Annotated in this window: 23 protein-coding genes; 6 read left to right on the plus strand and 17 right to left on the minus strand. The window is 35.4% G+C overall.

Going from position 1 to position 26,255, the window contains the following annotated elements; translation table 11 throughout:
* Positions 1-141: 141 nt before the first annotated feature.
* Entirely contained in the window at positions 142-963 is an 822-nt protein-coding gene (locus PC_RS09015; RefSeq protein ID WP_052278694.1) for a glycosyltransferase family 2 protein, read from the minus strand.
* Positions 964-1,091: 128 nt separating this feature from the next.
* Entirely contained in the window at positions 1,092-2,177 is a 1,086-nt protein-coding gene (locus PC_RS10135) for an inverse autotransporter beta domain-containing protein (protein ID WP_011176424.1), read from the minus strand.
* A 109-nt stretch (positions 2,178-2,286) separates the two neighbouring features.
* Here PC_RS10135 and PC_RS09025 point away from each other — a divergent pair, with 109 nt between their 5' ends.
* The 5 genes from PC_RS09025 (at position 2,287) to PC_RS09045 (ending at position 8,290) form a co-directional block, all read left to right on the plus strand.
* Positions 2,287-3,333, plus strand: coding sequence for a M24 family metallopeptidase (locus tag PC_RS09025; RefSeq protein WP_044045256.1), 1,047 nt, complete (start codon positions 2,287-2,289; stop codon positions 3,331-3,333).
* Between the two features lie 162 nt (positions 3,334-3,495).
* A complete protein-coding gene (locus tag PC_RS09030; RefSeq protein ID WP_011176426.1) occupies positions 3,496-5,265 on the plus strand; it encodes a sensor histidine kinase in 1,770 nt (589 codons plus the stop codon).
* A 66-nt stretch (positions 5,266-5,331) separates the two neighbouring features.
* On the plus strand, positions 5,332-6,324 hold the full coding sequence (locus tag PC_RS09035; RefSeq protein ID WP_044045258.1) for an AAA family ATPase: 993 nt from the start codon (positions 5,332-5,334) through the stop codon (positions 6,322-6,324).
* Positions 6,321-7,199: a DUF58 domain-containing protein gene (locus tag PC_RS09040; protein ID WP_011176428.1), complete on the plus strand. Its 879-nt coding sequence runs from the start codon at positions 6,321-6,323 to the stop codon at positions 7,197-7,199. The genes PC_RS09035 and PC_RS09040 overlap by 4 nt, the downstream gene beginning before the upstream one ends.
* A complete protein-coding gene (locus PC_RS09045; RefSeq protein ID WP_011176429.1) occupies positions 7,196-8,290 on the plus strand; it encodes a hypothetical protein in 1,095 nt (364 codons plus the stop codon). The genes PC_RS09040 and PC_RS09045 overlap by 4 nt, the downstream gene beginning before the upstream one ends.
* Before the next feature lie 247 nt (positions 8,291-8,537).
* Here PC_RS09045 and PC_RS09050 read toward each other — a convergent pair whose 3' ends face one another.
* The 15 genes from PC_RS09050 to PC_RS09120 all read right to left on the minus strand — a co-directional run bounded on the left by PC_RS09050 (position 8,538) and on the right by PC_RS09120 (position 25,344).
* A complete protein-coding gene (locus tag PC_RS09050; protein WP_011176430.1) occupies positions 8,538-9,191 on the minus strand; it encodes an outer membrane protein in 654 nt (217 codons plus the stop codon).
* Between the two features lie 175 nt (positions 9,192-9,366).
* A complete protein-coding gene (locus tag PC_RS09055) occupies positions 9,367-10,476 on the minus strand; it encodes an ABC transporter permease (RefSeq protein WP_011176431.1) in 1,110 nt (369 codons plus the stop codon).
* A gap of 9 nt (positions 10,477-10,485) precedes the next feature.
* Positions 10,486-11,613, minus strand: coding sequence for an ABC transporter permease (locus PC_RS09060; protein WP_011176432.1), 1,128 nt, complete (start codon positions 11,611-11,613; stop codon positions 10,486-10,488).
* Positions 11,610-13,340, minus strand: coding sequence for an ATP-binding cassette domain-containing protein (locus PC_RS09065; RefSeq protein WP_011176433.1), 1,731 nt, complete (start codon positions 13,338-13,340; stop codon positions 11,610-11,612). Before PC_RS09065 ends, PC_RS09060 begins: the two co-directional genes overlap by 4 nt.
* Complete coding sequence (locus tag PC_RS09070; RefSeq protein ID WP_011176434.1) at positions 13,337-14,185, minus strand: efflux RND transporter periplasmic adaptor subunit; 849 nt, start codon at positions 14,183-14,185, stop codon at positions 13,337-13,339. Before PC_RS09070 ends, PC_RS09065 begins: the two co-directional genes overlap by 4 nt.
* A gap of 121 nt (positions 14,186-14,306) precedes the next feature.
* Positions 14,307-15,278 (minus strand): small ribosomal subunit Rsm22 family protein, encoded by a 972-nt coding sequence (locus PC_RS09075; protein ID WP_011176435.1) that lies wholly within the window; start codon positions 15,276-15,278, stop codon positions 14,307-14,309.
* 55 nt (positions 15,279-15,333) lie between these two features.
* On the minus strand, positions 15,334-16,161 hold the full coding sequence (locus tag PC_RS09080) for a hypothetical protein (RefSeq protein ID WP_044045260.1): 828 nt from the start codon (positions 16,159-16,161) through the stop codon (positions 15,334-15,336).
* A 1-nt stretch (position 16,162) separates the two neighbouring features.
* A complete protein-coding gene (locus PC_RS09085) occupies positions 16,163-16,942 on the minus strand; it encodes a type II secretion system protein GspJ (RefSeq protein WP_044045261.1) in 780 nt (259 codons plus the stop codon).
* Positions 16,929-17,402: a hypothetical protein gene (locus PC_RS09090; RefSeq protein WP_044045263.1), complete on the minus strand. Its 474-nt coding sequence runs from the start codon at positions 17,400-17,402 to the stop codon at positions 16,929-16,931. Before PC_RS09090 ends, PC_RS09085 begins: the two co-directional genes overlap by 14 nt.
* A gap of 52 nt (positions 17,403-17,454) precedes the next feature.
* Positions 17,455-18,042: a prepilin-type N-terminal cleavage/methylation domain-containing protein gene (locus tag PC_RS09095; protein ID WP_011176439.1), complete on the minus strand. Its 588-nt coding sequence runs from the start codon at positions 18,040-18,042 to the stop codon at positions 17,455-17,457.
* Positions 18,043-18,447, minus strand: coding sequence for a type II secretion system protein (locus PC_RS09100; protein WP_011176440.1), 405 nt, complete (start codon positions 18,445-18,447; stop codon positions 18,043-18,045).
* 18 nt (positions 18,448-18,465) lie between these two features.
* On the minus strand, positions 18,466-19,653 hold the full coding sequence (locus PC_RS09105; protein ID WP_011176441.1) for a type II secretion system F family protein: 1,188 nt from the start codon (positions 19,651-19,653) through the stop codon (positions 18,466-18,468).
* Between the two features lie 2 nt (positions 19,654-19,655).
* Positions 19,656-21,287 carry a type II secretion system ATPase GspE gene (gene gspE, locus PC_RS09110; RefSeq protein WP_011176442.1) on the minus strand — a complete coding sequence of 544 codons (1,632 nt, stop codon included), beginning with the start codon at positions 21,285-21,287 and terminating at the stop codon, positions 19,656-19,658.
* Positions 21,274-23,826 carry a type II secretion system protein GspD gene (locus PC_RS09115; RefSeq protein WP_052278695.1) on the minus strand — a complete coding sequence of 851 codons (2,553 nt, stop codon included), beginning with the start codon at positions 23,824-23,826 and terminating at the stop codon, positions 21,274-21,276. Before PC_RS09115 ends, gspE begins: the two co-directional genes overlap by 14 nt.
* 99 nt (positions 23,827-23,925) lie before the next feature.
* Entirely contained in the window at positions 23,926-25,344 is a 1,419-nt protein-coding gene (locus tag PC_RS09120) for a hypothetical protein (RefSeq protein WP_011176444.1), read from the minus strand.
* A 314-nt stretch (positions 25,345-25,658) separates the two neighbouring features.
* On the opposite strand from PC_RS09120, the gene PC_RS09125 reads away from it, so the two are divergent.
* Complete coding sequence (locus tag PC_RS09125) at positions 25,659-26,183, plus strand: hypothetical protein (RefSeq protein WP_011176445.1); 525 nt, start codon at positions 25,659-25,661, stop codon at positions 26,181-26,183.
* Positions 26,184-26,255: the final 72 nt, after the last annotated feature.

A 26,255-nucleotide genomic window follows, 5' to 3' on the forward strand; every position in this document is an offset into this window, starting at 1 on the left:
AGAAGATTTAGAAGAAAAATAAGTAGTACTTCTTTTATTTAACTTCCTAAATTTTTGATTTATATCATTTTGAAAAATGCCATCTCAAACACTATATTGTTTATTTTCAGTAATTTAAAGATCTGTGAAGAAAGAGAGTAGTTAATGCCTTAAATCCGCTATTCTCCTAAGAATATTTATTGATGCCATGCGTTCTTTTTCTTCTTCTAAAGAAAGATTATCGAAAAAATGAACCAAATATCCGTATTTTTTTTCATTACTAATATATTGATCGACATTTTTTTCACGTGCCTTCCTAGAAAAAATGACAAACTCATAATCCTCTGATCCATCAATATAGCTCAGTTGATCAAGATATTTAGACTGAATCAGATAGGTGCAATGAACAACAGGAACTTTGAAAACACCAATCTTTTCATATGATACGATTTTTAAATAGTCGAGATGATAACCGTAATATCCCGTTTCATCAATTGCACAAAAAAAATTACTATAATAATTATTAGTTTCTAAAGATCGTAACAAGGGCGCAATAATAGGCTTATCTTGTTTGATAAGGTCTTTTAAAGTATCAGCTGTAATAAAATTATCACAATCGACAACAAAATAATAATCTGACTTTAAAAGCTTGGCATATTCCAAACTGTCATTTCTAATTTTTGCCAAAATTTTAAATCTTTCTGGAGTCCATTCATGAGGGCGATTTGTTAAAACTGTGTTCAAATCTTGTTTAACAAAGATGACATCCTTATATAAATTTCCTTTTTCTTTAACCCAGGCTTCCAAAATTTCCTGAGTCTTATCAATATTGTTGTTAGTATGAATATAAATTGAGATACATTTCTTATCATAATCTAAATGTTCAATACAATTTAAGAACGCAGGAAGTGTGTGTTCTTTATTACGAGCTAATAAGGCTAAAAGCACAGTTTGTTGATCACTGGAATGTAAATCTACAGCCATTAGCTGGCCCATAAAAATATATAAAAATAAAAAAAGATGTATTCTTCGAAAAAATGAATAAAACATAGGAGCTATTGGTGAAGGATTGTTTAAAAAAACTATAAATTTAATAAAATTGAAAAATAAGCCTAATCATTTCCATCACTCATGGATCTATCACACCAATTCCAAGTCCAATAATGATTTTTACTAACAACTATCGAATCTTGACGATAAACAGGTCTTGTTAATGATGAGTGAGAAGGCGTAACCAAGCAAGTAGATTGATCATGAACAGGATTAAATAATGTGTAAAAATAATCAAACGGAACAATGATTTCAGCTCTTCCTTGCACTCGTGTATGCCAAACAGAATCATGAGTCGCTGCCATTGATAATTCGATAAAATCTCCAAGTGTTGCTAATATTCTGGCTTTTCCACCAATGGTGTGATGCTTTTGATCATGGAAAAAAAAATCCTGGTCATGAGACCGTCTATAATAATATGGTCCAGCAGCAACATAAAGTCCAATATCCTGACAACAAGAAGGTTTGACAAGCCAGGTACCAATTTCAGTGTCTAAGCCAGACCAAACATATCCACGCTCCCGCAATGTTGCAAAATAACTACCAGAATAGTTAAAAAGACAACATTGATCCCATCTGTTTTTATTGACAGGAAGATAGCCATTGACTCTAAATTCAACACAATCTCCTAAAAGTTCCACTCCTAATCCTAATTGATTTAAATCCCAGCCATTAAAACGTCGATAGTCGTAATAACCATTCAACCCAACCATCCATCCGTTATACGAAAAATGGCGCAGCCCAATTCCTACGCTTCCTCCCCACTTACCATGATCAAAAAGAAATGCTTTTCCATCTAAAAAAATCTGAAATGGGCGACAGGAAGAAAAAAAGGGAAAGATCATCCCACCAAATGTCCCATAGCTTTTTTGGCAACCCAAGCTTTTACCAAATGTATAATTCAAATTTAAGACTACCAAATTTTTTGCATCATTCCGATTTTCTCTAGAAAAATAGGCTTCCTTCTCGATATTATTAGGAAAATTTTCTAATGTTATTTCTGAGTATGAAGGAGCAGGATTTTCTTGATGATCTGAAATAAAAACACTTTCTTCAAGCTCTGAGTCTAAAGTTGGATGACCTTCACTAAAATCAGCCACAACTAAATAAGGAAACAGTATTAACAAAATTAAATAGGAATATTTCATTTAAAAACCTCTGGTTTTATTGCTTGAGATAATGATATTGTTGGTAATCTGATCCCCGTGTTCCTTTATTCAATATCACATAAAAAATAATTGAATCTTACTTATTCTTATGAACTACGTCAATCGATTATGCAAACTTAGAGAAAAACTATCTTCTTTGCCTTGCGATGTACTCTTAATTGAACATCCCACCCACATTCTCTATTTAACAGGATTGGAATTATCTGCCGGGAAAATTCTAGTTAGCGAAAATCAAACATGTTTGATTGTGGATGGACGATATTTTGAAATTTGCAACCAACAAACTCTTTATCCTGTCATTCTTCTTCACGAATCTTCTCTCACAAATTGGTTAAAAGAATACCAATTAAAAAATTTGGGGATAGATCCAGAGACAACAACTTTTGGAAGATACTCTTTTTTATCTAGCTCTCTTTCTTCATGCACTATCATCCCTATTCCTTCTCCCTTACAAGAAATGCGTCTGATTAAAGATGAACAAGAGATTATTTATTTAAAAGAATCGGCAAAACTAGCTTTAGAAGGATATCATTATTTAAAAACTTTACTCCAAGTAGGAGTAACAGAGGCAGAATTAGCCTTTGAATTGGAATTTTTCTGGAAAAAAAAGGGGGCGAAACAATTAGCCTTTGATCCAATTATTGCTTTTGGCTTTAATAGCTCAAAGCCTCATTATCGAGCTGATAAAGAAATTTTACAGGCTAACATGCCTGTGTTAATTGATATTGGAGTTGTCGTTCATCATTATCACTCGGATATGACTCGAGTTGATTTTTTTGGGAATGTTTCTGAACAAATTCAGTCTATTTATTCTATTGTTGAGGAAGCAAAGCATCAAGCAATGCATTTATGCAAACCAGGCACTTTGATAGGAGAACTCGACAATACTGCGCGCTCTTTCATTGAATCCAAAGGATATGGCGATTATTTTACCCACAGTCTTGGACATGGAATTGGTTTAGATATCCACGAATCTCCTACCATTCGACGCTCAGGTCCATTTAGTGATTATCCTTTACAAGCAGGAATGGTCATCACGATTGAACCGGGAATTTATCTTAAAGGAGTTGGAGGCGTACGATTAGAAGATACTCTTTTGATTACAGAAACGGGTTATGAGATTCTGACTCAATAGTCATTACAAAATATATTCATTATCTATAAAAAAATTAGGAAATAATTGATTATTTCATTAAGTTAACCCAATCTTAACTAACTAACAGCAAATTATTTACTTTTTCTTAATTAAAATAGTTGTTACAATTTTTATTAAATAAAAAAAGTTCCTGGCTTAAACATGTTTAGTTTCCGACAAAAAATTTTTATTAGCTATGTATTTGTCTTTTGTATCTTCATTATTCCTTTGTTTCCTTTAGTTTCTCATTGGGTTCATCGAATTATCGTCAAAGGGATGGAAAATCGTGCTTCGGAAATTATAGCTCATATTCAAGATGCTCCTAATAAAGAGACTTTAATCAAACGCTTAAAAGATCAAAAGAGTAATATTTTCTTTCGCATGGGAATTATCAGTGAAGAAAGTAAAGTATTATACGATTCTCACGTTAAACGTATTCTAGGGCCTAAGTTTCATCAGAATTATGTCCTAGATCATCCTGAAGTTCGTGAAGCATTTGATTGCGGATTAGGTTTTCACGAAGCATATTCCAAAATTCTTCAGCAAAAGTTTACTTATTTTGCTAAATCGTTTGGTTATCAGAATAAAACATACGTTTTGAGAACCGCCTTTCCTCAGCAATATGTCGATGAAATGACTCGAGATTTTGAAATTGGTTTCTTGGTATTTGCAACTGCGATTTTACTTTTATTTAGCATGATCACATGGATTGCCATGAATCATTTAACAAAACCTATTCAAAAAATCATCCAATCAGCTAGATCTTATCAAATGGGAGGCCAACAAAGCTTTTCAGAGATAGATACAAGTAATTTAAATCCTAAAGATGATTTTACAAAATTAGCTCTTACTCTCAATAGCCTATCAGCAAAAATTAGAAATCATATTCATATTTTAACGCAAGAGCGAGATGAGAAAGAAGCCATCTTAGAATCACTTGTGGAAGGAGTAATTGCCGTTGACCGTACAATGTGTATCGCTTATGCAAATCACATGGCAATCAAATTTATTGGATTAAATCAACTTGATTTAATAGGTCAAAAATTTTCTTCTCTAAACCAAGAAAAATACTTAACACTATTAAGACAATGTCAAGAAGAAGAAAAACCTTTAACAGACACTCTAGAAATAAATATTGAGGGGAAAAAACTTTACCTTGATATTGTTGCGGCTCCCAAAAGGAATAACAGTGGAGCAATACTTGTTCTACAAGATAAAACAGCGCACTATAAAATATTCGAAATGCGAAGAGATTTTATTGCTAACGCTTCCCATGAATTAAAAACACCTATTACTATTATCCGTGGATTTGCTGAAGCACTTTACGATAATCCGGGGCTACCTCAAGATATTCAAAATGAAATTACCACTAAAATTGTCCGTAACTGTAAGCGCATGACGGCTCTCATTAAAGATTTATTAACCTTAGCAGATATTGAGAACATTCCTTCTTCTCGCTTAAGCTTATGTGATCTTTTTGATTTAACAACTCGTTGTCAATCTATGCTTCATGAAATATTTCCTGATGCCGAAGTGAATATCGAAACGTCAAGCGATGACATTAAATTAATAGTAGATGAAGATTTATTCGAATTAGCGATCATGAACTTGATTGAAAATGCTGCGAAATATTCTTCGAGGCCGGCGCATATTTTTGTCAAATTAAACGATTTATCCGATCATATTGTGATTGAAGTTTCTGATCAAGGTATCGGCATTCCGCTTGCCGATCAAGAGCATATTTTTGATCGTTTTTACACGGTAGATAAAGCTCACTCTCAAAAAATGGGAGGATCAGGCCTTGGACTTTCTATCGTTAAAACAATTATTGAAAAACACTTTGGTACAATTACCTTAAAATCTGAACTAGGTAAAGGATCGACTTTCACGATTACCCTTCCTAAATCAATTCGTCCAGAAGTGGAATTCTAAAGATTTTATTTACCGAAAATAGTGAGATTTCCCACAATGCGAGAAAACACTTGATAGGGAGATTTGATGACTAATGATGTTCGCTTAACTTCAGATTTAATTCACGAAGCCCAAAACAAAATTGATCAGATTAGACAAGAAATAGGAAAAGTTGTTGTTGGGCAAACATTTTTGATCGATTGTTTATTAATTGGCCTATTTGCTGATGGCCATCTTCTCTTAGAAGGTGTACCTGGTCTTGCTAAAACCCTGGCTGCCACCACATTTTCTAAAATCATAGACTGTCAATTTAAAAGAGTTCAGTTTACTCCTGATCTTTTACCTGCAGACTTAGTTGGAACCCCTATTTATAATCCTAAAGAGGGAACTTTTAGTATCAAGCAAGGCCCTATTTTTACCAATATTCTACTTGCTGATGAAATCAATCGCGCCCCTGCTAAAGTTCAATCCGCCTTACTAGAAGTCATGCAAGAAAAACAAGTGACAATTGGAGGAGAAACATTTGAGGCCCCTCGACCTTTTTTAGTTTTAGCGACTCAAAATCCGATTGAGCAAGAAGGAACCTATCCTTTATCTGAAGCACAAACAGACCGTTTTATGATGAAAATTTTGCTTACTTACCCATCTCGAGCAGAAGAAAAAGAAATTCTCAAACGTATTGGATCTTTATCCCCCTTACCCGCTATTTCAGCTATCCTTAGTGTAGAAGACATTCTTTTTTTTCGAAAGCTTGTCAATGAAGTCTACTTAGATGAGAAAATTTTTGAGTATATCTTAGATATTATTCAAACAACGCGTAAACCCGAGGATTATCAATTAGGACAGATTAAAGGGTTACTCGAATATGGAGCTTCTCCAAGAGCCACCTTAGCATTAAAACAAGCTGCGAAAGCGCATGCTTTTATTAGAGGGCGTTATTTTGTAAACCCGCAAGATATTAAAGATGTGTGTCTTCCCATTTTAAGACATCGTTTACGACTTTCTTATGAGGCTGAAGCCGAGAATTTAACAACAGATGCTGTCATTCGACAAATTTTAGATACGCTGCCTATCCCATGAATCCAACTCTACTAGAAATTTTTCAACATATCCGCCGCATCCAAATTGAAACAACCCGTAATGTGGATGATCTTTTTGCAGGAATTTACCGCTCAGCTTTTAAAGGTCGCGGCTTAGAATTTGAAGATGTTAGAGAATATCAACCAGGTGATGATATTCGAAGCATTGACTGGAATGTCACAGCTAGACTTCAAACACCCTATTTAAAAAATTTTCGAGAAGAAAGAGAGCTCACAGTGATGTTGGTAGTTGACATCTCTGCCTCGTCTCATTTTAGCCATATCAAACAGTTAAAAAGTGAATTAATTGCAGAAGTTGCTGCTTTATTAGCTTTTTCAGCTATTAAGAATCAAGACAATGTAGGATTGCTTCTATTTTCCAATCAAATAGAACTCTACTTGAAACCTAAAAAAGGGCTTCGACACGTTTTGAGAGTTATTCGTGAGCTTCTATTTTTTCAGCCTCAGTATCGGGGAACAGATCTTCAAAAAGCTTTAAGATTTTTAGGAAACGTCCAGAAAAAACAATCAACTTGCTTTCTAATTTCAGACTTTTTGACACAACCTTTATTTCATGCAATTCATGTCACCGCCAAAAGACATGAACTTATCGGAATTCAACTCTATGACGAATATGAACAAAATTTCCCCTCTATGGGATTAATTTCATTATATGATTTAGAATCAAATAAAAAAGCATTAATAGATTCATCTGACAAGTCCTTACAAAAGTTTTATCAAGAGTCATCAAAATATAGACAACAATTATGGCAAAAAACATTTGCCAAAGCTGGCGCAGCATGGATTTCAATTCGAACAGATGAATCTTCTACTCAAGCATTGTATAACTTTTTTAAATTTAGGCATAAAAAGTGATTTTTTGGATCCGATTCATCCTATTCCTCCCTATATTCCTTCAAGCAGAATTAACATGGAATACTATCCAAAATGATATTTCTATTGGATTAGAATTTTCTTCAGAACATATAACCTTAGAGCAGCCTTTGACTGTGAAGGCGAACATACATTCTCCCTCTTCTGATAAAATGAATAAAAATATGCTTATCCATCAATTGACACATTCATTTAATCCCCTTCAGCCAGTTTTTGCAATCCAGGAAGTTATTCAAACATCCCAAGAAGAAAATCAAAAACAACGTACAAACTTTTCTCTTATCCTTTCTCCATTGCAAGTTGGAGAAATTCCTTTATCCTTTTTAAATATTTTATTTGAAACAACAAAGGAAGAGAAAATCAAAAATATTTTTACACCCATTTTTTCTATCGAAGTGGCAAATTCCGAAGAATTGGATAAACAATTCTTACCTATTGCACCCTTATTCTCCATTGATCGTCAATTTCCTTTAACATTAACAGAAAGTAACCGAATTGATATCTACGAAAATAAAAAACAACTGGATTTAGAAGCAGAAAGAAATCAAAAAATTTTTTCAGAAAGGACGGTTCCTTGGCTAACAATCCTGCTGTTATTGTGTTTACTGCTTGCCTGGTATGGACGAAATATATTTTTCCTCAGGCATATAACTTTGCTCTCAGAAAAATCCCCAGAATTAAACGCTCAACAAACTTTATTGCTATTAAAACAAGAACAACTTCCCCAACAAGGTTTATACAAATCTTTTTACACACAACTTCAAGATCTACTTTTATCGTATTTAGAAAAGCATTTAAAGATGCGCTTAAAATCTTTCACTGCAGAAGAGTTACATTTTCAACTTATTCAATCTAATTTTTCCCCCACATGGATTGATCCCATTATCAATTTCGTAAAAAAAGCCAATCAAATTAGATTTTCTAATGATCCTCTCATAAATATAGAATGGGAGATGGATGAAAAACTTGTGGAAACAATTGTTTTTTCTCACCCATCCAGCAATCAACTTCAGCGTATTTCTCTAAAATCTTCTCGTTTTACTTCTGGTGAAAATAAAGAGCTTTCTAGTTGAAAGTCATTAGAACAAACAAAGAACATCTATTTTTTGCACAGGAAGGAACAAGCCTCGCTCGTAACTCCGATTAAAAAAGAGAAATGCATAAAAAAAAGACTAAAATTCAAGGGAAATTTATTTAGCAAAGGTCTAGATTATTTCTTTTATCAATAGAAAAAAAATTAGTGATTGAGGCTCATTCTAAACTGAACAGCCTCAATCACCAATATAAGAAACAATTTTGAAAATCGGTACGTCCTAAAAATTAGAAACGATAACCGAGACCACCACCGACTTTAAATCCATTCAAGTTAACTTTGTGATGATGGCTAACATAATCACTGCTATTATGAGAATGGAACTTAAACTCTTGGAATACATAATCTACAAATACGTCAGCGAAAACATTTTCTGCCAAAGAGTAGTAAGCGCCTAGTTGCACAATACCGCCCCACGTTTGCTTTTTACTTGTTTCATGAACAAAAGAAGAATGATTTTTAACTCTTACCCAATTGTAAGAAGCACCTGCTCCGACATATAAACTTGCATACGGATTGATATTGAATAAATATTTGACACCCAAAGTTAATGGGATCATACGGAATTTTGTTTTATCATGGTCGCCAATCGAGTGACCTTTCTTTTCAAACCCGCTTATGCCAACCCATCCGCGCCAGTTATTGCAAAAACTTTTAGAAAGCTCAATTTGGTAGTCTGCCCATCCATTTCCATAAATATGCCTAACTTTTTTAGAACAAGGACGGAAGTAAGCAACTCTAGCTTCTACTGCTACATCATCTAAGAATGAAAATGAGCCATAGGAAGGATCACATGAGCCACAATCATTCCATGCTTGTACAGTACTTGAGGCGCTGAAAATAGCTACTGCAGCTAAAAATGTTGAGAAGAAAAGTTTCATATATATCGCCTTTTTAAGGGTTACAGAGAAATTTTTTTAGGCTTTACGCATTTTTTTCGACTATATAAATTGATTTCAAAAAATGCAAGAGCCAATTTTTTCTCTTTTATAAATAAAAGAAAAACAAACAATCGGCCTAAACGCAATTTATCAGTAAATCATTTATTATTAAAGCCTAAGTTAGACGGCGTTTAAAAAGCCACTTTGCGCAAGCTAATGTAAAAATAGCCATCAAAAACATAGGCCATAAATTTTGAAAAACAATATTTAAAGGCATGTTTTTCAAAAAAACCCCTTTCACAATCACTAAAAAATAGCGAAGAGGGTTAAGTAATGTCACGGTTTGTAACCAAGATGGCATATTTTCAATCGGTGTAGCAAATCCAGATAACATCACAGATGGACTCATAAAAACAAATGTTCCTAAAATGGCTTGCTGCTGGGTCATACAAAGAGAAGAAATAAATAACCCTACCCCTACTACCGCACTAATAAATATAAATAAGCTTAAATATAAAATCGCGACAGAACCTGTAAAAGGAATTTGAAAAATAAAAACTGCGGCTAAAAGGATTATTGTTCCTTCTATTATCCCAATTAATAAAGCAGGAATTGTTTTACCCAACAAAATTTCCATGGGTTGAAGAGGAGAAACGAGTAACTGATCAAACGTCCCTAACTCTCTTTCTCGAGCGACAGATAAAGCTGTCACAATTAACCCCACCAACATTGTTAAAATTCCCATCAAATTGGGAACATTAAACCATTCATACAGTAAATTGGGATTAAACCAATGACGCATTATGAGCTCAGAAGAAGAATTTGAAAATCCCGCCTGTTGAGCATAATCGTGATTAAATTGATCAATCACTCTTGCGACATACCCTTGAACAATTTGAGCTGTATTGGATTTTCTTCCATCCAGAATCAATTGAACGTCTGTTGCTTGCTGTTTTTTCAAGTTGCGAGAAAATTGTTCATCTAAGTGAATGACTAACATCACTTCTTGCTTATCTAGGAGTTCTTTAATTTCATGGATAGATTTCAGGTAATAAATAGGAGTAAAGGTACGCGAATCATGAAATCGTTGTAATAATTCAAATGAGGATGGTCCCCTATCAAGATTGAGAATGCCGATCGGTACATTTTTTACTTCTAATGTGCCAGCGAGTGCAAAAACAAATAGCTGAATAAGGGGAGGAACAATTAAAATGAATCGACTCTTTTTATCTCGCCAAACAGCTAAAAGTTCTTTAATAATTAAAGCTATAATACGATCAATCATTCGTTTTTCCTAATCGAGTCTTTTCACTGTTTTTTTAGCAGTTAACAAATAAATCACACAGCCAATCAGTAACATCACTCCTGTATTGGGAATGATAAGTTTCCAAATGTTGCCAACTAAGAAAATCGTTTGTAAACTAGAAACAAAATACCGAGCCGGAATCAAATAGGTAATCCAACGAATAGGTGTTGGCATACTAGAAATTTCAAAAATAAATCCTGACAAAATAAAAGCCGGTAAATATGAGGCAACAATGGCCGCTTGTGCTGCAGTAAATTGATTTTTTGTTAGCGTGGAAATTAGCAGTCCCAATCCCAAAGCTGTCCAAAGAAAGATGGCTGTGACAAATCCGAGTAGTAGCCAAGAGCCTCTTAAAGGAATGTGATAAAAAAAGACTGCGATACACACACAGACAGTCATAGCAAACATTCCTAGAATGAAATAGGGCACGAGTTTACCAATTAATAATTCTGTAATTGTTACAGAAGTGGACATCAAAGCTTCCATTGTCCCTCTTTCCCATTCCCTTGCCACAACCAAAGCGGTCAAAAGTGTTCCAATTAAGGTCATAATAATCGCTAAGGATCCTGGAATTAAAAAATTTCGACTTTCTAATTCTTCATTAAACCAAAATCTTGGCAAAGGGCGAACAAACGGGATCTTTTGGTTAGACTGAATTGTTGATTCTTGAATAAGCCAGTTTTGCCATGCTCCTTGAATATAGTTTTGAACGAAGCTAGCTGTATTTGGTTCACTCCCATCCGTTAAGACTTGAATAGGAGCCTTATGGTAAGAACGCATTTTAAAGGAAGTAAAGTACGAAGGAACAATGACAATTCCTTTAATGGAACCAGCAACCATAAGCGTATTTAAAATATGCCTATCATGAGCCACAGTGACTTCAAAAAAACGAGAATCTTTTAAAGTTTGAGCAAAACTTTGTGCATCTGGGGAAGTATCTTCAAGAATCAATCCTATTTTAATATGATTGGCATCAAGTGAGACTCCATACCCGTAAAGAAATAAAAGTATCAGAGGCAGGATCAAGCTGATAGAAAGACTGCTTGGATCTCTCACAATTTGAAAAAATTCTTTGATTATCAATGCTTTTAAACGAATAAAAGAATTTATATTCATGTTGGATTCTCTTTTTCGTATTCTTCAATAAGGTGAATAAAAGCATCTTCAAGTGTTGGGTAGGGATTTTGAACTGTTTTTGCAATGCTTTTTAAATTCTCTGGAGTTCCCACCTGAATTAAACGACTTCGATAAATTAAGCCAATTCGATCGCAGTACTCCGCTTCCTCCATAAAATGTGTTGTTACCATTACCGTCACACCTTTTTTAACAAGGCCATTAATGTGATTCCAAAACTCTCGACGGGTAATAGGATCAACGCCTGAAGTTGGTTCATCTAAGAAAAGAACTTTGGGATAGTGCATTAAGGAACATGATAAGGCTAAGCGTTGTTTTAATCCTAATGGGAGGGTTTCTGCGGATTCATTTAAATAGTCTTGCAATCCAAAAATAACAATCATCTGATCGATCATTTTTTGACGATGTTTTCCTCTTAAGTTGTAAATACCTGAGAAAAAATTTAAATTTTGAGAGACACTTAAGTTTCCATATAAAGAGAATTTTTGAGCCATATACCCGATTTGAGAGCGCACTTTTCCAGGGGCAAGCTGTAAATTTAATCCATTTACAATGGCGGAACCCGCAGTCGGTTTGAGTAAACCGCACATCATTTTAAATGTCGTCGATTTCCCAGCTCCATTAGGACCTAATAATCCAAAAATTTCACCTTCCTCGACTGTAAAATTAATATGATCTGCTGCTGTAAACGACCCAAATTTTTTAACGAGATCTCTTGCTTGGATAATTTCTTTTTGGCAACTGGAAATTTGAGGAATCTGCACTGCTAAAGGTGAGGGTCCTTTCGGTCCCCCACCTAAAATATCGACAAAGGCATCTTCAAAACGAGGTAGGATTGGGATGACAGTTGCAGATAATCCTGCTGGTAAAGATAAGGGATTCAACTCTACATTAGGATTTTCTGTCACAAGGCGAATATCATTTCCTTGAATTATCCCATCTTTAACAAAAGGTTGATTTAAAATATGCGTGAGAATTTCTCGTCGATTTCCTTGTAAATGAGTGAGTTTGAATGTACGACCTCTGACCCGTTCCGCAAATTCATAAGGAGAACCATGATAAAGTAACTGACCTTCATTTAACAAAATGACAGAATCGCATTTTTCGGCTTCATCTAAGTAAGCAGTACTCCACAAAACTGTTATTCCATTAGTAATTAAATCCTGAACCATTCTCCATAATTCGCGACGAGAAATCGGATCTACCCCAACATTGGGTTCATCTAATAATAATAATTGAGGTTTGCGAAGCAACGTGCAAGCTAATCCTAATTTCTGTTTCATTCCTCCTGATAAAGCTCTAGCCAATCGTTTGGTGAATGGCTTTAATCCAGTAAAATCAAGAAGTTTATCAAATATTTCTTTTCTTTCTTCTTTTTCAAGACCTTTTAAATCGGCATATAGTGCGAGATTCTGATCAACCGTCAGATCTTCATATAAACCAAATTTTTGAGGCATATAGCCAATGAGCGAATGAATATGTTTTGCTTGTAGAACAGTATCGTATTTAGCAACTGTGATAGAGCCACTAGAAGGTAAAAGCAAACCAGCAATTAAACGAAGTAAGGTTGTCTTGCCAGCTCCATCTGGACCGGCAATCCCAATCATTTTTCCAGGCATAAGCTTAGCACTGAGGGAACATAAAGCAGGAGGATGGCTGGGATCAAATATTTTAGAAACATTCTGAAGGAAAACTAAAGCTTCCGTCACAGGATTTCCTTAGTTTGTTTTTTTAATCGAAGTGTTACTGGCATTCCTTGACGCAATCCTTTATCAGGATTTTCAGCAATAATTCGTAAACGATACACTAAGTCTGTGCGTAATTTAGTTGTTTCTACTGATTTGGGGGTAAATTCAGCTACGGGAGAAATAAATCCAATATGCCCCTGATAAACCTTTCCTTCTTTTGTATCAGTGAATATTTCAACCATCATACCGGGATAAATCTCTCCTAGTTCAGGCTCTGCTACAAACGATCTAACCCAAATCGGAGAAATCAATGACAGAATATAAACGGGATCTGCTTCCCTTACAATAGAACCTGGCTCTCTGATACGTGTTAAAATCGTTCCATCATTGGGAGCGTAAATTTCTGTATCTTGTAAATTAGTCAAAGCAACTCCTAAAGCTGCTTGTGCTTCTTTTAAATTTGCCAATAAGACGTCACGAGAAGATAGAGTATCTTCATATTCCTCACTTGAAATCGCTCCAGTCCCAATCAGTGTACGTCTTCGTTCTATCAACTGTTCAGCATTTTTTAAAGAGGCTTCAATTGATTCTACCTGAGCTTTGGCTTGTAAAACTAAATCGACATAAGGCTGTTTATCAAGAGTGGCTATTAATTGTCCAACAGAGACAAAATCTCCTTCTTGATAAGACATCTGATCTACTCTTCCTTTTACTCTAAATCCTAAATCAACTTGCCTCACATCGACATTTCCGTAGAGAGTAATAGAATCCTCACTCTCTTTTTTTTCTAAAAAATAATGAAAGTAAATATGAACTACTGCTGCCAAGATAAAAAGGAAAAGACAAATTAAAGCAAATCGTTTCACAAATCAACCTATTGTCATTTAGACTTTTTTCATTAAATTTGTTCTCAATTGACATAATCTTTTATGCAACAAAAGTCAAAGATTAAAAATAAAACCCATTTTGTTGTTCACGAAAATTTATTTATTTTGCTGATAAAGAAAAGACTTCCCCCCATTCGAGTTTTTTAGCTATCTTGTATTCAAGAGGAGTTCGCTTGGAAATCGTTTCTTGTTGAATTCCGTTTGGAGTGCACAACGTAAACAGACTATGACCGGATCGATGTTGAGGATGGCGTAAAATGCGAGCAGGTGGTAATAAAAGAGAGGACTTAGAAACAACAATATAGGAAAACTTTTCGTCTTCATAATTTAAAGTTCCTCCCTTCAAACGCCTGTGGAAAGAACTTCTTTCGATACGAGCTGTAAAATGGCACCAATCTCCTCTCAGAATCGGACACTTTAAGGCATGAGAGCAAGGAGCTACGATGTGTCCTCCCATATCGATTAATGTTTGGCGAATAAGTCGAATCCTTTCAAAACCAGTCGGAGTCCCAGGTTCGATGATCACCAAAATTTCTTTTGTGGCTTGCCAACACTTCTGTAACACCGGAAAAATAGAGGCAGAAGATAATTCGCCTATTGAATAGGAAAGAGTAACCATATCATGCACCGGAAGCTCCTCTAATAGCTCTAGGTCCCCTATTTTCCATTGGCAATTTTGAAAAACAGCTAATTCTTTCCTCTGAGCTAATTTTTGACCCAGTAGAGCTAAAGACTGGTCTTTTTCAAATAAAGTTGCCGTTTGCAAAGGAAAAATTTGCGCAGCAGCCCACAGAGTTGTTCCAGGACCTGCTCCTAGATCTAATAAAGAATGGATAGATATGCCGTTGACTGTTTTTTTAATTTGATTGAGCGTTTGATAAACGGCAGCATAAGTGGCTGGTAGACGTGTAGCTAAATAAGAAAGGCGTTGCTGATCATTAGTCATGAACTGCTGTTTTTGGTGGGAGCGGTAACGATCTGTTAATACTTCTCTTGCATTTAGCAGTTCATTCCAACCTGCCTGTTCTAACGCTTCAATCACACCATTTTGTAGATCTTCGGGAAGTTGCATGTTTTATTACCTAAGCATGTTTCTTTCGTTTTTTTTATTCAATAAGGAAAAAGGATTAATCATAAGGCTTTTTATCCGTTTTAGTCAGTTTAAAGTTAAGTAATTCGTTACTAATTCCTGGTTTTTGCTTTCCTTTAAAAGATTCAATGAACTGAGCTCCGATATCGGCAGATTTTTCATTCCGCTTGATCAAAATAGCCTCCACAATCTCTTCGTTTCCAAAAATCGCTAAAAGTAATTCCCGAGAAGCAAGCTGAATCTCGATTTGAGGTTTTTCTGTATGCTTGATAAAGTTGAGCAATGAATAATACCCTTTCTCTTGATTGCGTTGTGAAAGGGCAATTTTTTCATCAGTTCCTTCTTTTATTTGCAATTCTTTCAACTTTTTTTTTGTTATGGTTCCTTTTAATATATGATAAAAAGCTTGTTGTAATACAGGATCTTCTAAGCGAATACGTTGAATATCTTCGATTTGCCTAATTTTATTGATTTTATTTAATTTTTCCGCAGCTGCCATGAAATCATCTAACATTTCGTGCACAAAATTGGGACGTTGACTCTCAAGCCTTTTGTAAAAAGCTGCTTGTCCATACAAAACTTTGATTAAATCCTCTGTTATTTGACGTATTTGTCGAAAAACTTCTGGGCTTTTCTCCCGATTTTTCTTATTAAAAAACATTGTAAAGGAGAGCTGACGTTGGGAAGGTTCATATTCTGCATAGAGATTCCTTTGATGCAAATTCAAAGCCTGTCGCTCGTCTTCTTCTAAATAGACTTGATATTGCCGTTGAACAATAACTGTAGATTTAAATTTTTCTAATTTTTCCACTGTGATAACAGCTGTCATTAGAATAAGCATTAAAACGAGAGGTAATACATTCATATCAACCCTCGGATGAATAAAAAATATAATTTTGGCTAGAGGGCAAGACAAACGCAAACTTCAAAGTCTTCGTTTCAATTTTACCTGCTCGTTTATTTAGCGCTTGTGGATTAGTAGCCACGTCAACTTCTAAACGCAATATGGAAGGCATTTGTGAATAGGTTTTAAACCATTCCTGATGCCATTGATTTTTTTCTGGGGTTTTCTTTTCAGGATATGGCTGCATAGGATTAATCGGATGAATATTGGAAAAGCGCTCAGGAGCAGCGTAAAAGTCAAAATTGATACTTTCCACATTTTCTAATAAAATTTCTTTTTGCATCTCTTGATAAGGTTTGTCTGAATAAATTGGCCACATAGCCAAAGCAAGACGATGTTGTTGATCAACATACAGCCTAGCTAATATGTCGGTAGAAAAATTAGGATTAGCTCGCGTTTCGTTATTAAAAGTAAAAATGAGACTAGGGGCATTAGAAATATGATCGTCAGGAGGTTGAGTATAAAAGTAAAATCGTCTAATAGTGCCTTGATTTTCATTGACAAGTCGTTGAAATAAATAATTTAAACGAGTTTCCGTGTAACGCATTTGAAAACTTTCTTTTTCTCTTTCCTCCGTCCAAGTATCAATCAAAGAAAGCTCTCGAAAAAAACCAAAGATAAGTGTCAGTAAAAGGGAAAGCAACAACATGGCAATTAATGTTTCAAGCAAAGTAAAATATTGTTTGCGATGCTTAACAAACTCAGAAGAAAACTCTCTAGCTCTTCCTTTATTCAGTAGCATGTTCTTTTTCAGGAACATCTTTTTCCTCAGAATCTAAAGGTTTTTTGGACCCTGGTTTAAAAGCTCTCTCGCCTCGATCGATGTAAATATGATAAGTATAATCAAACGAACTTTCTTGCTTTTTATCTTGTAGTTGAATGACCAATTCAACTAAATATTTTTTAGCTGTTTTAATATCTTTTTCGGAAGACAGAAAACACAGGGAATAAACAGCTTCATACCCAATTTCCTCCAGTTTTTTTTTTAATTCTTCTCCTTCAAAGGGAGCTTGAAACCGAGCCAAAATTTGATCGAGAGAGATCGTCTGTTTGTATAATTTTTCAATTAAATCGGCATGAATTAGATGAACAAGGTGGTCACGTTGATTGACTTGTATCACATTTGCTTGTTGTTTATTGATGTTAACGTAAATTTGAAAAGAGGGGATCACGCAAATCAAAATCAACAACATCGCAATCATCACCTCCAACAATTGAAAATGACGTTTATTTTTTTGGGGTTGAAGCATTTGATTATTGCAGATCTGAGTTGGTATCAGGATATATCTCTTCATAGATTTCTGCAGGATAAAGACGTTGGCTTTCTTCTATTTTATCCATTTCTTCTCCGGGGGGTTGCCTTCCAATGGGACTGGGATAACCACGTAAATAAATAGTTTCTTTGTTAGCATGCTTACCGGTTAATACAAGTGAGCCTTGACTCATATTTCCCAAGGAAAAAACCAATTTTAAAGATTCCTCCGTTCTTCCTCCCAGTTGATAAGTTTCGATAGCAGATAACATTAATGGGCGCTCAATCATTTTTGCCCAAGCATCGTTTAATGGCTTTTCAATTTCTAGCGAACAAGCCACCTGGTTATTCACCGTATGGCTTATTATAACATACACATCGGCATCTAATAGCAACATTAACTCTTGAGCCGTTCTTAAGCGGTTGAGAATTTCTTGACATTCAGAATAAAAGCATTGTTCATCATAAGCTTTTTTTAATTTCATTCCAGTTAAAGTAGCGCCCATCGATAGGATTAAAAGGACGACTAATACTTCTAATAACGTAAAATGAGCCTTATGCAAGGCATTTTTCACAGACCACTCGTTCAATTATTTTGAATCCTTGAATAAACTGCCCTGCCCTTTTTTATTCAGATAATCTGTATATTTCGCAGAAGTGATTTCAATCTCTCCATTTTCTTTAGTCGTGACAGTATATTCTACCCCCCACCCATCTTTTTCGAGATCACGAGAATTTTTAACGAGCGGTGAATCGCTTAAAATCTTTTTCCAATTCATTGCTACATTTTCTTTTTCTTCCGGATGCATGGCAAAATGTAAATCTAAAACGGTATGAATTTTTTCAATTCCCGCTTTTGTTTTAAAGGCCTTTCCTTCATCTAAACTACCTGTATAGTTATAAGCTATCACGCCTGTAATCATTGCGATTAAGAACATGACGATCATCATTTCTACAAGTGTAACAAAATGCTTTTTACTTTTTACAACTTTCATAACATCCTCTTTATTTTTTCAACCTGCTGAAAAAGAGCTGACATCTGTTAATGGCAACATAATAGCCAAAAGCACTGTGCCAATAACGAGTCCCATCACAATTAAAATAACTGGTTGTGCCAAAGCCATCACCCGATCTAATGTTTTCTCAATTTCTTGTTCATACATATCTGCAATACGACTTAACATCACGATAGACGTCCCTGATTCTTCACCAACAGCTAACATTTTTGAAACCAATGGAGGAATATATTTAGACTTCCCTAATTCTTGGCTTAAAGAGTGCCCTTCGATAATCTTCGCTTCAGCCTGTTGAATTTCTTTTTCCAAAACCACATTATGCATCACTCCACGAGAGATGCGAAGAGACTCTATCATGTTCAATCCCCCCTGAAGAAGCGTTCCCATCGTACGGCAAAATCTTGCCACAGCCGTTTGAATAACTAAAGTATTAATCACAGGTATGCGCAAAAGCGTTTTTTCCATCCATAACTTTCCTTCTGAAGAACGAAATTTCCAAATGACAAAAACTGTTCCTGCTACGAAAGCAGGCAAGTATAACCACCAATAATTTCTAAAAAAGTGGCTTAAACCTAAAATGGCATTTGTAAAAGCATTGAGTTTACGTTCTGCAAAAATTCCTTCTAAAGAGGGAACGACAAATCCAAGTAAGAGGGTGATAATCAACAACGAAAATCCCCCTAAGATACAAGGATAAATCATTGCTGTCGTGATTTGTTTTTTTAATTTCATTTGTTTGGCAAGAAGTTGCGTGAGTTTTTCTAAAATCGGACCTAGCATCCCAACAGCTTCTCCAGCCGCTACCATTCCGCAATACAGTTGGTCAAAACTCTCCGAATACGTTGCCATTGCTCCAGACAAACTCATTCCTGTACGAATTTGTTCACATAAACTTAAAACAACGCGGTGAAAAGACTCTCCTCTCGATTGCTCTTCAATAGCAATTAAGCTTTCATAAAGGGGAATACCAGCATTGACTAATTGAGAAAGTTGAACTGTAAAAGCTAAGAGAGCCTCTCCTTTTAGGTTTTGCTTTCCGTTAATTTTACTTTTTGTTTGAATCTGCGTAATGAGTAATCCTTGATCGCGCAATTTTTCTTTAGCATCACGTTCACTGATCGCTTCAATCACTCCTGTTCGACGTTTTTTTTTCTCATCGACATACTGATATTGATAAAGCGGCATACCTACCCTTCTTCCTCAATTCCTCTTGCCACGCGCAGTACTTCTGCTACAGTCGAAACACCTTGTTTAACCAGTTCTGCTCCATGACCAAGTAAGCTCACCATTCCTTGTGACAAAGCCACTTTACGCATTTCTATGGCATCTGGACTTTGGACAATTTGTTTATTGATTGCATGATTAACTGGCATTAACTCATAAACGCCCTGACGCCCTTTAAACCCAGTTCCATAACAAGAGGAACACCCTTTACCTCGATAGAGGAAACCATTTTTCAATTCTTCTGACCGAATTCCCAAACTTTGCAACTCTCGAGGACTCGGTTCATAAGTTTCTTTACAATCTGAACATATTCTTCTGACAAGCCTTTGAGCTAGAACACCTACAATACAAGAAGACAATAAATAAGGTTCAATTCCCATATCGACAAGGCGAGTAATCGCAGAAGGAGCATCATTGGTATGAAGCGTACTTAAAACGAGGTGCCCTGTCAAAGCAGCTTGAATGGCTATTTCTGCTGTTTCTTTATCTCTAATTTCTCCCACCATAATCACATCGGGGTCTTGACGTAAGATATGTCTTAAACCCGTAGCAAAATCGAGCTTAATTTTATGGTGGACTCCAATTTGTGCAATCCCTCTTAAATTATACTCTACTGGATCTTCAATGGTCATGATGTTGATCTCATCATTTGTCATATCACAAATAGCACTATAAAGAGTTGTCGTTTTTCCGCTTCCCGTTGGCCCCGTCACTAAAACAATACCTTCTGGTAATGAAACGAGCTTTTGAAATTGCTCAAAAACAGAAGGAAGCATCCCAATTTTATCCAATCCAAGTAAGACATTTCCTTTATCTAAAATACGCAAAACAATACGCTCGCCTCCTGCAATTGGCACTGTACTTACACGAAAATCTACTTCCCGTCTTCCCATACGTAATTTGATACGTCCATCTTGCGGCAAACGATGCTCGGCAATATCTAATTTGGACATGACTTTGATACGAGTCAATAATTGAGTTTGGTAATCTTGCGAAGGAGCATGCCTATTTTGCAAAACTCCATCAATGCGATATCGAACCCGCATTCCATTTTCTGAAGGCTCAAAATGAATATCAGAAGCCCCTTGCTGAATGGCTTCTGTTAAAATTAAATTAAGGAGCTGGACAACTGGGGATTGCAGCTTGCTTTGATCAAAAAGATCAAAAATTTCAATATCGCCTTCTTTTCCTTCTTCGCTTTTGTCTCCCATCCCAGCAATCAGTTGCGAAGCTGCACCATGTTCAGTGTTATAACAATCATGTATAGCTGACAAAATCACATCACGAGGGCTATAAACGGCTTCAATTTCAGCGTTTAAAAAAAACCGAAGCTCTTCTAGTGGAGCTAAATTAAGAGGATCAGCCACAGCGACAACTACGATAGTTCCCTGATCTTCCACAGGAAGAATAATATGCTTTTTGGCAAATGCATAAGGAACTTGTCTATAACGCTCTTTACTTACTCGAAAAGAAGACAAGTCAAGGTAACAAGTCATCCCAAATTGTTCGGCAAGCTTCGCTTGAGCTTGTTCTCCTCCTAATTTTTCTTTTAATAAAAACTCTTTATTTCCTGTTTCCTCATTATCGCCCGTCATATTCTCCTTCAAGTTGGCTATGGTCATCTACTTTGCAGCAATCAGAGATGTAATAACGTTCACGAGGACGACCGAATAATACCGTCATACTCCCTTCCATCAATCTTGTTTTTTCATAACGATGAGCTTCTTGAACACATTCTAGAAAGTAAGGAACATCCCCTGGACGCAAACATAAAAGCTCTTGTCTTAGACATTGGAGCTGCTCTTTTGGATCTTTTACAATATGAGGAGTAATAAAAATAAACATTTCAGAGCTACTGTCTTTAAGGGAATTCGTACTAAACAATTTACCTAGTCCCGGTAATTCTCCCAAAAAAGGAATGGAATCTTTATTATCATTCGTTGTCTTTCGCCTTAATCCTCCTAAAATTATTGTATCTCCATCAGGAACTTGCACTTGATTAGTAATATGGCGTCTCGTCACATCAGGTCGTGAGCGATCTCCTCCTGCATGAATTGTATCAAAAGTAATATCCGTTTCAAGTGTCACATAATCAAAATCCCATTCATCCTCTGTATCATGTTGGTTTAAATGAATAGTCGGTTTAACACTAATTGTAATCCCGTATTGAGCACGCGTAAAAGCATCTTTCAGCGTTGTTCCTTTAGCAGTCTCCACTTCAAAAATCCCCGTATTGATAGAAATATCTTCATTGACAGCGATTGTTGCGGGAGTTTGATTCATGGTCAAAATGGATGGATTTGAATTAATCTGTACATCATCCTGAGACAATAAAAAGCGATAAGCTAAATCAAAGGCTGGAATACCACTACTTGTTTGTTTCCGGCTTAATAAAAAGTCAAAAACCCCTGCGTTAGCTGGAGTAAATTCTCCCTTAACAGGAAAAATGTTATTAAAAGTTGCTCCAGTTAAATTTGTGTTTTTAGCAATATGCTCACCAATTTTTAAAAGATTTAATCCAAATGTATTTTCACGGGTTAAAATCTTTTCAAAAAGTAGTGTTTCAATCTGTACCATTTTTTTAGGAACATCTAATTTTCTGAGTAACTCTTTGATTTTTGGAAGAATGTCAGCTTCCACAACCATCACAATTGATCCAGATTTCGCATCAACAATAAAATTATCTCGTCCTACATTGGGATCTGTTTGGATAAAGGCACCAGGTTGAGCAGGAGCCGGATTAACAATGAACCCTCCTTCTTGGTAATAGCCTTCTTGTCCATATAAGGTTTGGGGAGGCTCTTTTTGTGGGTTAAGAATAGGAGGCGTTATGGGAGGAGGAGCTGAATTATTATCTATAACATTGATTTCAGTTCCTGCATTTCTTGAAACTATTCCTTGTCCGTCTGATCTAACACCCGTCCCTGTTGTGATCATTAAATTGTATACTTTGAATAAAACATCAGCCAGCTCTTCAGATTCAGAATGTTTTACGGTATACCAAAAAACTGTTTTGTCTCTTACTCCGCCAATCCGATTTTCTACATTTCGTACAACGTCTTCTGCTTTGCGGATCTCTTCTTTTGTTCCCACAACAAAAAGTGCTTGCGTCATGTTATCTAAGACAATAATTTTCAATCCATTGACATCTCCTCTAGCATATTGTCGGGAAGATTCTCCATTTGCAGGAATGGCTAAAGAAGTGTCTCCTTCTTCTTGATCAAAAATTGCTGTTAAAATACGGGCCATTTCATCTGCACGAACCTTGCAAATAGGAATGAGGCGATAGTCTTTTTCTCCGCGATTTGAGGCAATAAAATCATAAAGTTTTAAAATATCTTGAATTTCACCCACTTGACCCACTAACAGAATATCTCTTCCAAGAACTTGTAAAACTGTTGTATTATGATTGATAAATCTTTCTAGGAAAGAATAAGCTCGCCGAACTTCTGATGGTTCTGGAGATAATACAAAAGCAATTTTTGAATCTATCGGAAGAATTTCTAAATCTTGCCGTTTGTTAGTAATCAAACGTAGGTTAGAATTATTGAGAGTAATTAAGTAAAGTTGACGCAGGTAAGGGTTCAAAGTTTTAATTCCTACTCCATTTTGATTTAAAATTAATTCTAACATTTCATTCCAAGATGACCTGGGAATTGGTAAATTAGAATCAATACTTAAGCGAATTGCACCTACGTCTGGAGGAATTAAATAGACATAATCTTGAGATCCATAATCAATAATCAACTGTTCTAAAGTTGTATCTGGGGCATGCCAAAGTCCATAAGCCTCACCTTTATTACTTCGGACAGCTAAGTCACGCCATCTATTTTCAAGTTGATTCAAATGCTTTTTATGTTGGTTAATGCGATTGAGTAATTCTTTGTAATCTTCTACAGGAGCCTTTGCTTGGTAAAGTTTAAAAACCTCATCATAAAGCCGTTCAATTTGAAATTGAATGTGTTGAGATTCTCTATTTACTTGCGTCAAGAAACGATCCATTTCTTGATCTAAATCACTTTCAGAAGATTGAAGGTTAGCTTTTTTTTCTGATATTGATTGTGCCCACAATTGATGAAAAGGGGATCCTGCTAGGCAAAAAAGACCTACTATCCAAACCAGTTGCTTTATCATGTTTACCGTCGATTCGCTTTAATCTACTCTTACCAAATTTAATTCAGTGTCAATGAAATCTATTGTCATTCAACACACAACTTTATAAGAAGCCTTGTTTTAATTCTTATTCGAGAGATTAGGAACAACTGGAATACGATTTGCCAAATCAGCTTCAGTCTTACCAACACTAGTAATCCCTTTTTCTGTTTGCAAAATCGTTTCTCCTGGCTCTTTAACCTCTTTATCCTTCATTTCTTTAGTTGTAAAAGATTTATTGCTATTACCTTGCTGTAAAGTCAGTTCAATTGATTGACTATCACTACGAGTAGAATTATATAAAGTTCCCAACATCAATTGGCGATCATCTTTACGCACTAATCTTTCAAATACAAACAATGTCCCAGCCGTTTTACGCTTTACATAATCATCTATTTCCTCAGCAGAAGTAAGTTTTTTCCATCCTTTCTGAGTCATCAAAAGCCAGTCGGAAGGACTAACAATCATTCTTTCATTATTAATTTCAAATACACATTGCGACCTTGTTTTGGCCCCGACAAATTTAAACATATGTTGAATATTTTGAGCATTTTGTACCATCCAAGGTTCAACAGATTTTAATAAATTCAACAGGATCTTACCTTTCCCTTCTACATCCCACAATTCCAAAGTCAATAATCGCTCATCAATTTTTTTGACGACCAAAAGTGGATAAGCCCGTGAACCTGCTCCTGGTTGAATGACTTTCCATTGATTTTCATCCCAAATTAAACAATCTCCAGGGCCAATAAAAACAGAATAAATATTTTCATTTTCCCCAAAATCGACTCTTTGTTTGCCCAAGCAGTGTTGGTATTCGTCTCCTCCGTGCTTTTCTAAAAACCGATCAATCCCAAACCAGCGCGCTTTTTGTCTGGCTAAAAGTGTTCCATCGACTCTCCATGTTCCCAATTCCCAAACTTTCCCAGCAAAGCGAATGAATTCTTTTTCAGGAAGTCGAAATTGATAATGATTTTCAGGCTCTGTAATCAAGTCTCCTTTGTCATTTTCCAAAGTTAACTTAACAACAACTTCAGAATCAGCCAACATTGCTTCTATCCACAAAGACGTTTTTTTATTCTGAGGACTAAAAACGTATTTATTTGGAACACTTTCTTTATCGTAAACTAAGTAAAGTCGCTCCCCAGGAGAAATCGATACAATATTTTTATTTGTATTAAAAGCAAAATGCAACAAGGTTTGTTCAGACTGAGCATCTGGTCTACTGTTTTTTCCATAATAAATCAATTGTTGTCGCAAATCGGGAAGCTGCAAAGAAGGAGAAGCTTCATTTAAAGCTAATAAAGGGCCATTTAACTGTTCATAAGACTCTGTTGATAATTCAAAAGCTCCTTTTGGCAATCCACATAGGTTTGCCTTAGGATCTCTACAAATAATCTGATTGGAATAAGTAAACTTCATCACTCCAATTCCAATAGCTAAAAGACAACAGCTTCCTAAGATAATAGAATTTAAGCCCATTAACCAGCGATTGATCATCTGTTTCTCTTTTTTTTATTTTTAGATTTACCTATTGATTAATAATGGATTATGTCATTTTTATTTAAAAAAAACAAACAATTAGTAAAAACTCATATCAAGTGGAAAATTATTAAATAAACTGCGAGTAAAATTTTAATAGCTTCTAAAATTAAAAAAAAGATTGCATGGTTCACAAATGCATATTATAACGAGTTTTTGGATGTTATAAGAGTGTAAGCTAGGAAATTTGAAACTTATCAATAAATCCAACGAAAAAAGATAGTGTAAAATCAAATGTTTATTCTAACAAAAGATTTAAATAAGGAAAAATAATGAACAGTAACGATTCAAACCAATCTAATAATGAACCTAACAAGCCTTTTACGCCTTACGACGCTTCTCAATTAAGTCAAAATTCAAATCCTGACATGACACAAAAAGACAAAAATTTTTCTCAAAAAGAAAGAGCTGAAGATAAAATTAGAGAACAATTACGTTTTGCTAGAGAATCGAAAAATAATGATGAAATTTTCGATTTTGCAAAAAACAACAAAGAACAAATGATCACTTATCTTCTTTTAGGGCTAGGGATTGTTCTCATGATGTTTATGTACGGTAGCCTATTAGGAGAGCTAATCATTGGAATGGTTGTAGGCTATCACTTTGCATCCGAGATTGTCTTTTATCTCCAAAACGTCAGGCATTTTTTTTCGAATAAAGAGCAACTTCGCTCTATCGTATTAACAGTTGTTCTAGTGGCTTTATTTATTGCAGCACCAGGAATTTTTATCGGCGCAGCCATTATTGCAGCTATACAACAATTCATGCCTAATAAGGGCGGCAATCGTGATGAATAACAAATTGTAATATACAAATGGCGTTGATTCGATGCAGAATTAATCCGCATCGAATCAACGCCATTTATTCTT

Origin of the sequence: Candidatus Protochlamydia amoebophila UWE25 (genome assembly GCF_000011565.2) — a bacterium.
In the GTDB taxonomy this organism is placed as follows: Bacteria; Chlamydiota; Chlamydiia; order Chlamydiales; family Parachlamydiaceae; genus Protochlamydia; species Protochlamydia amoebophila.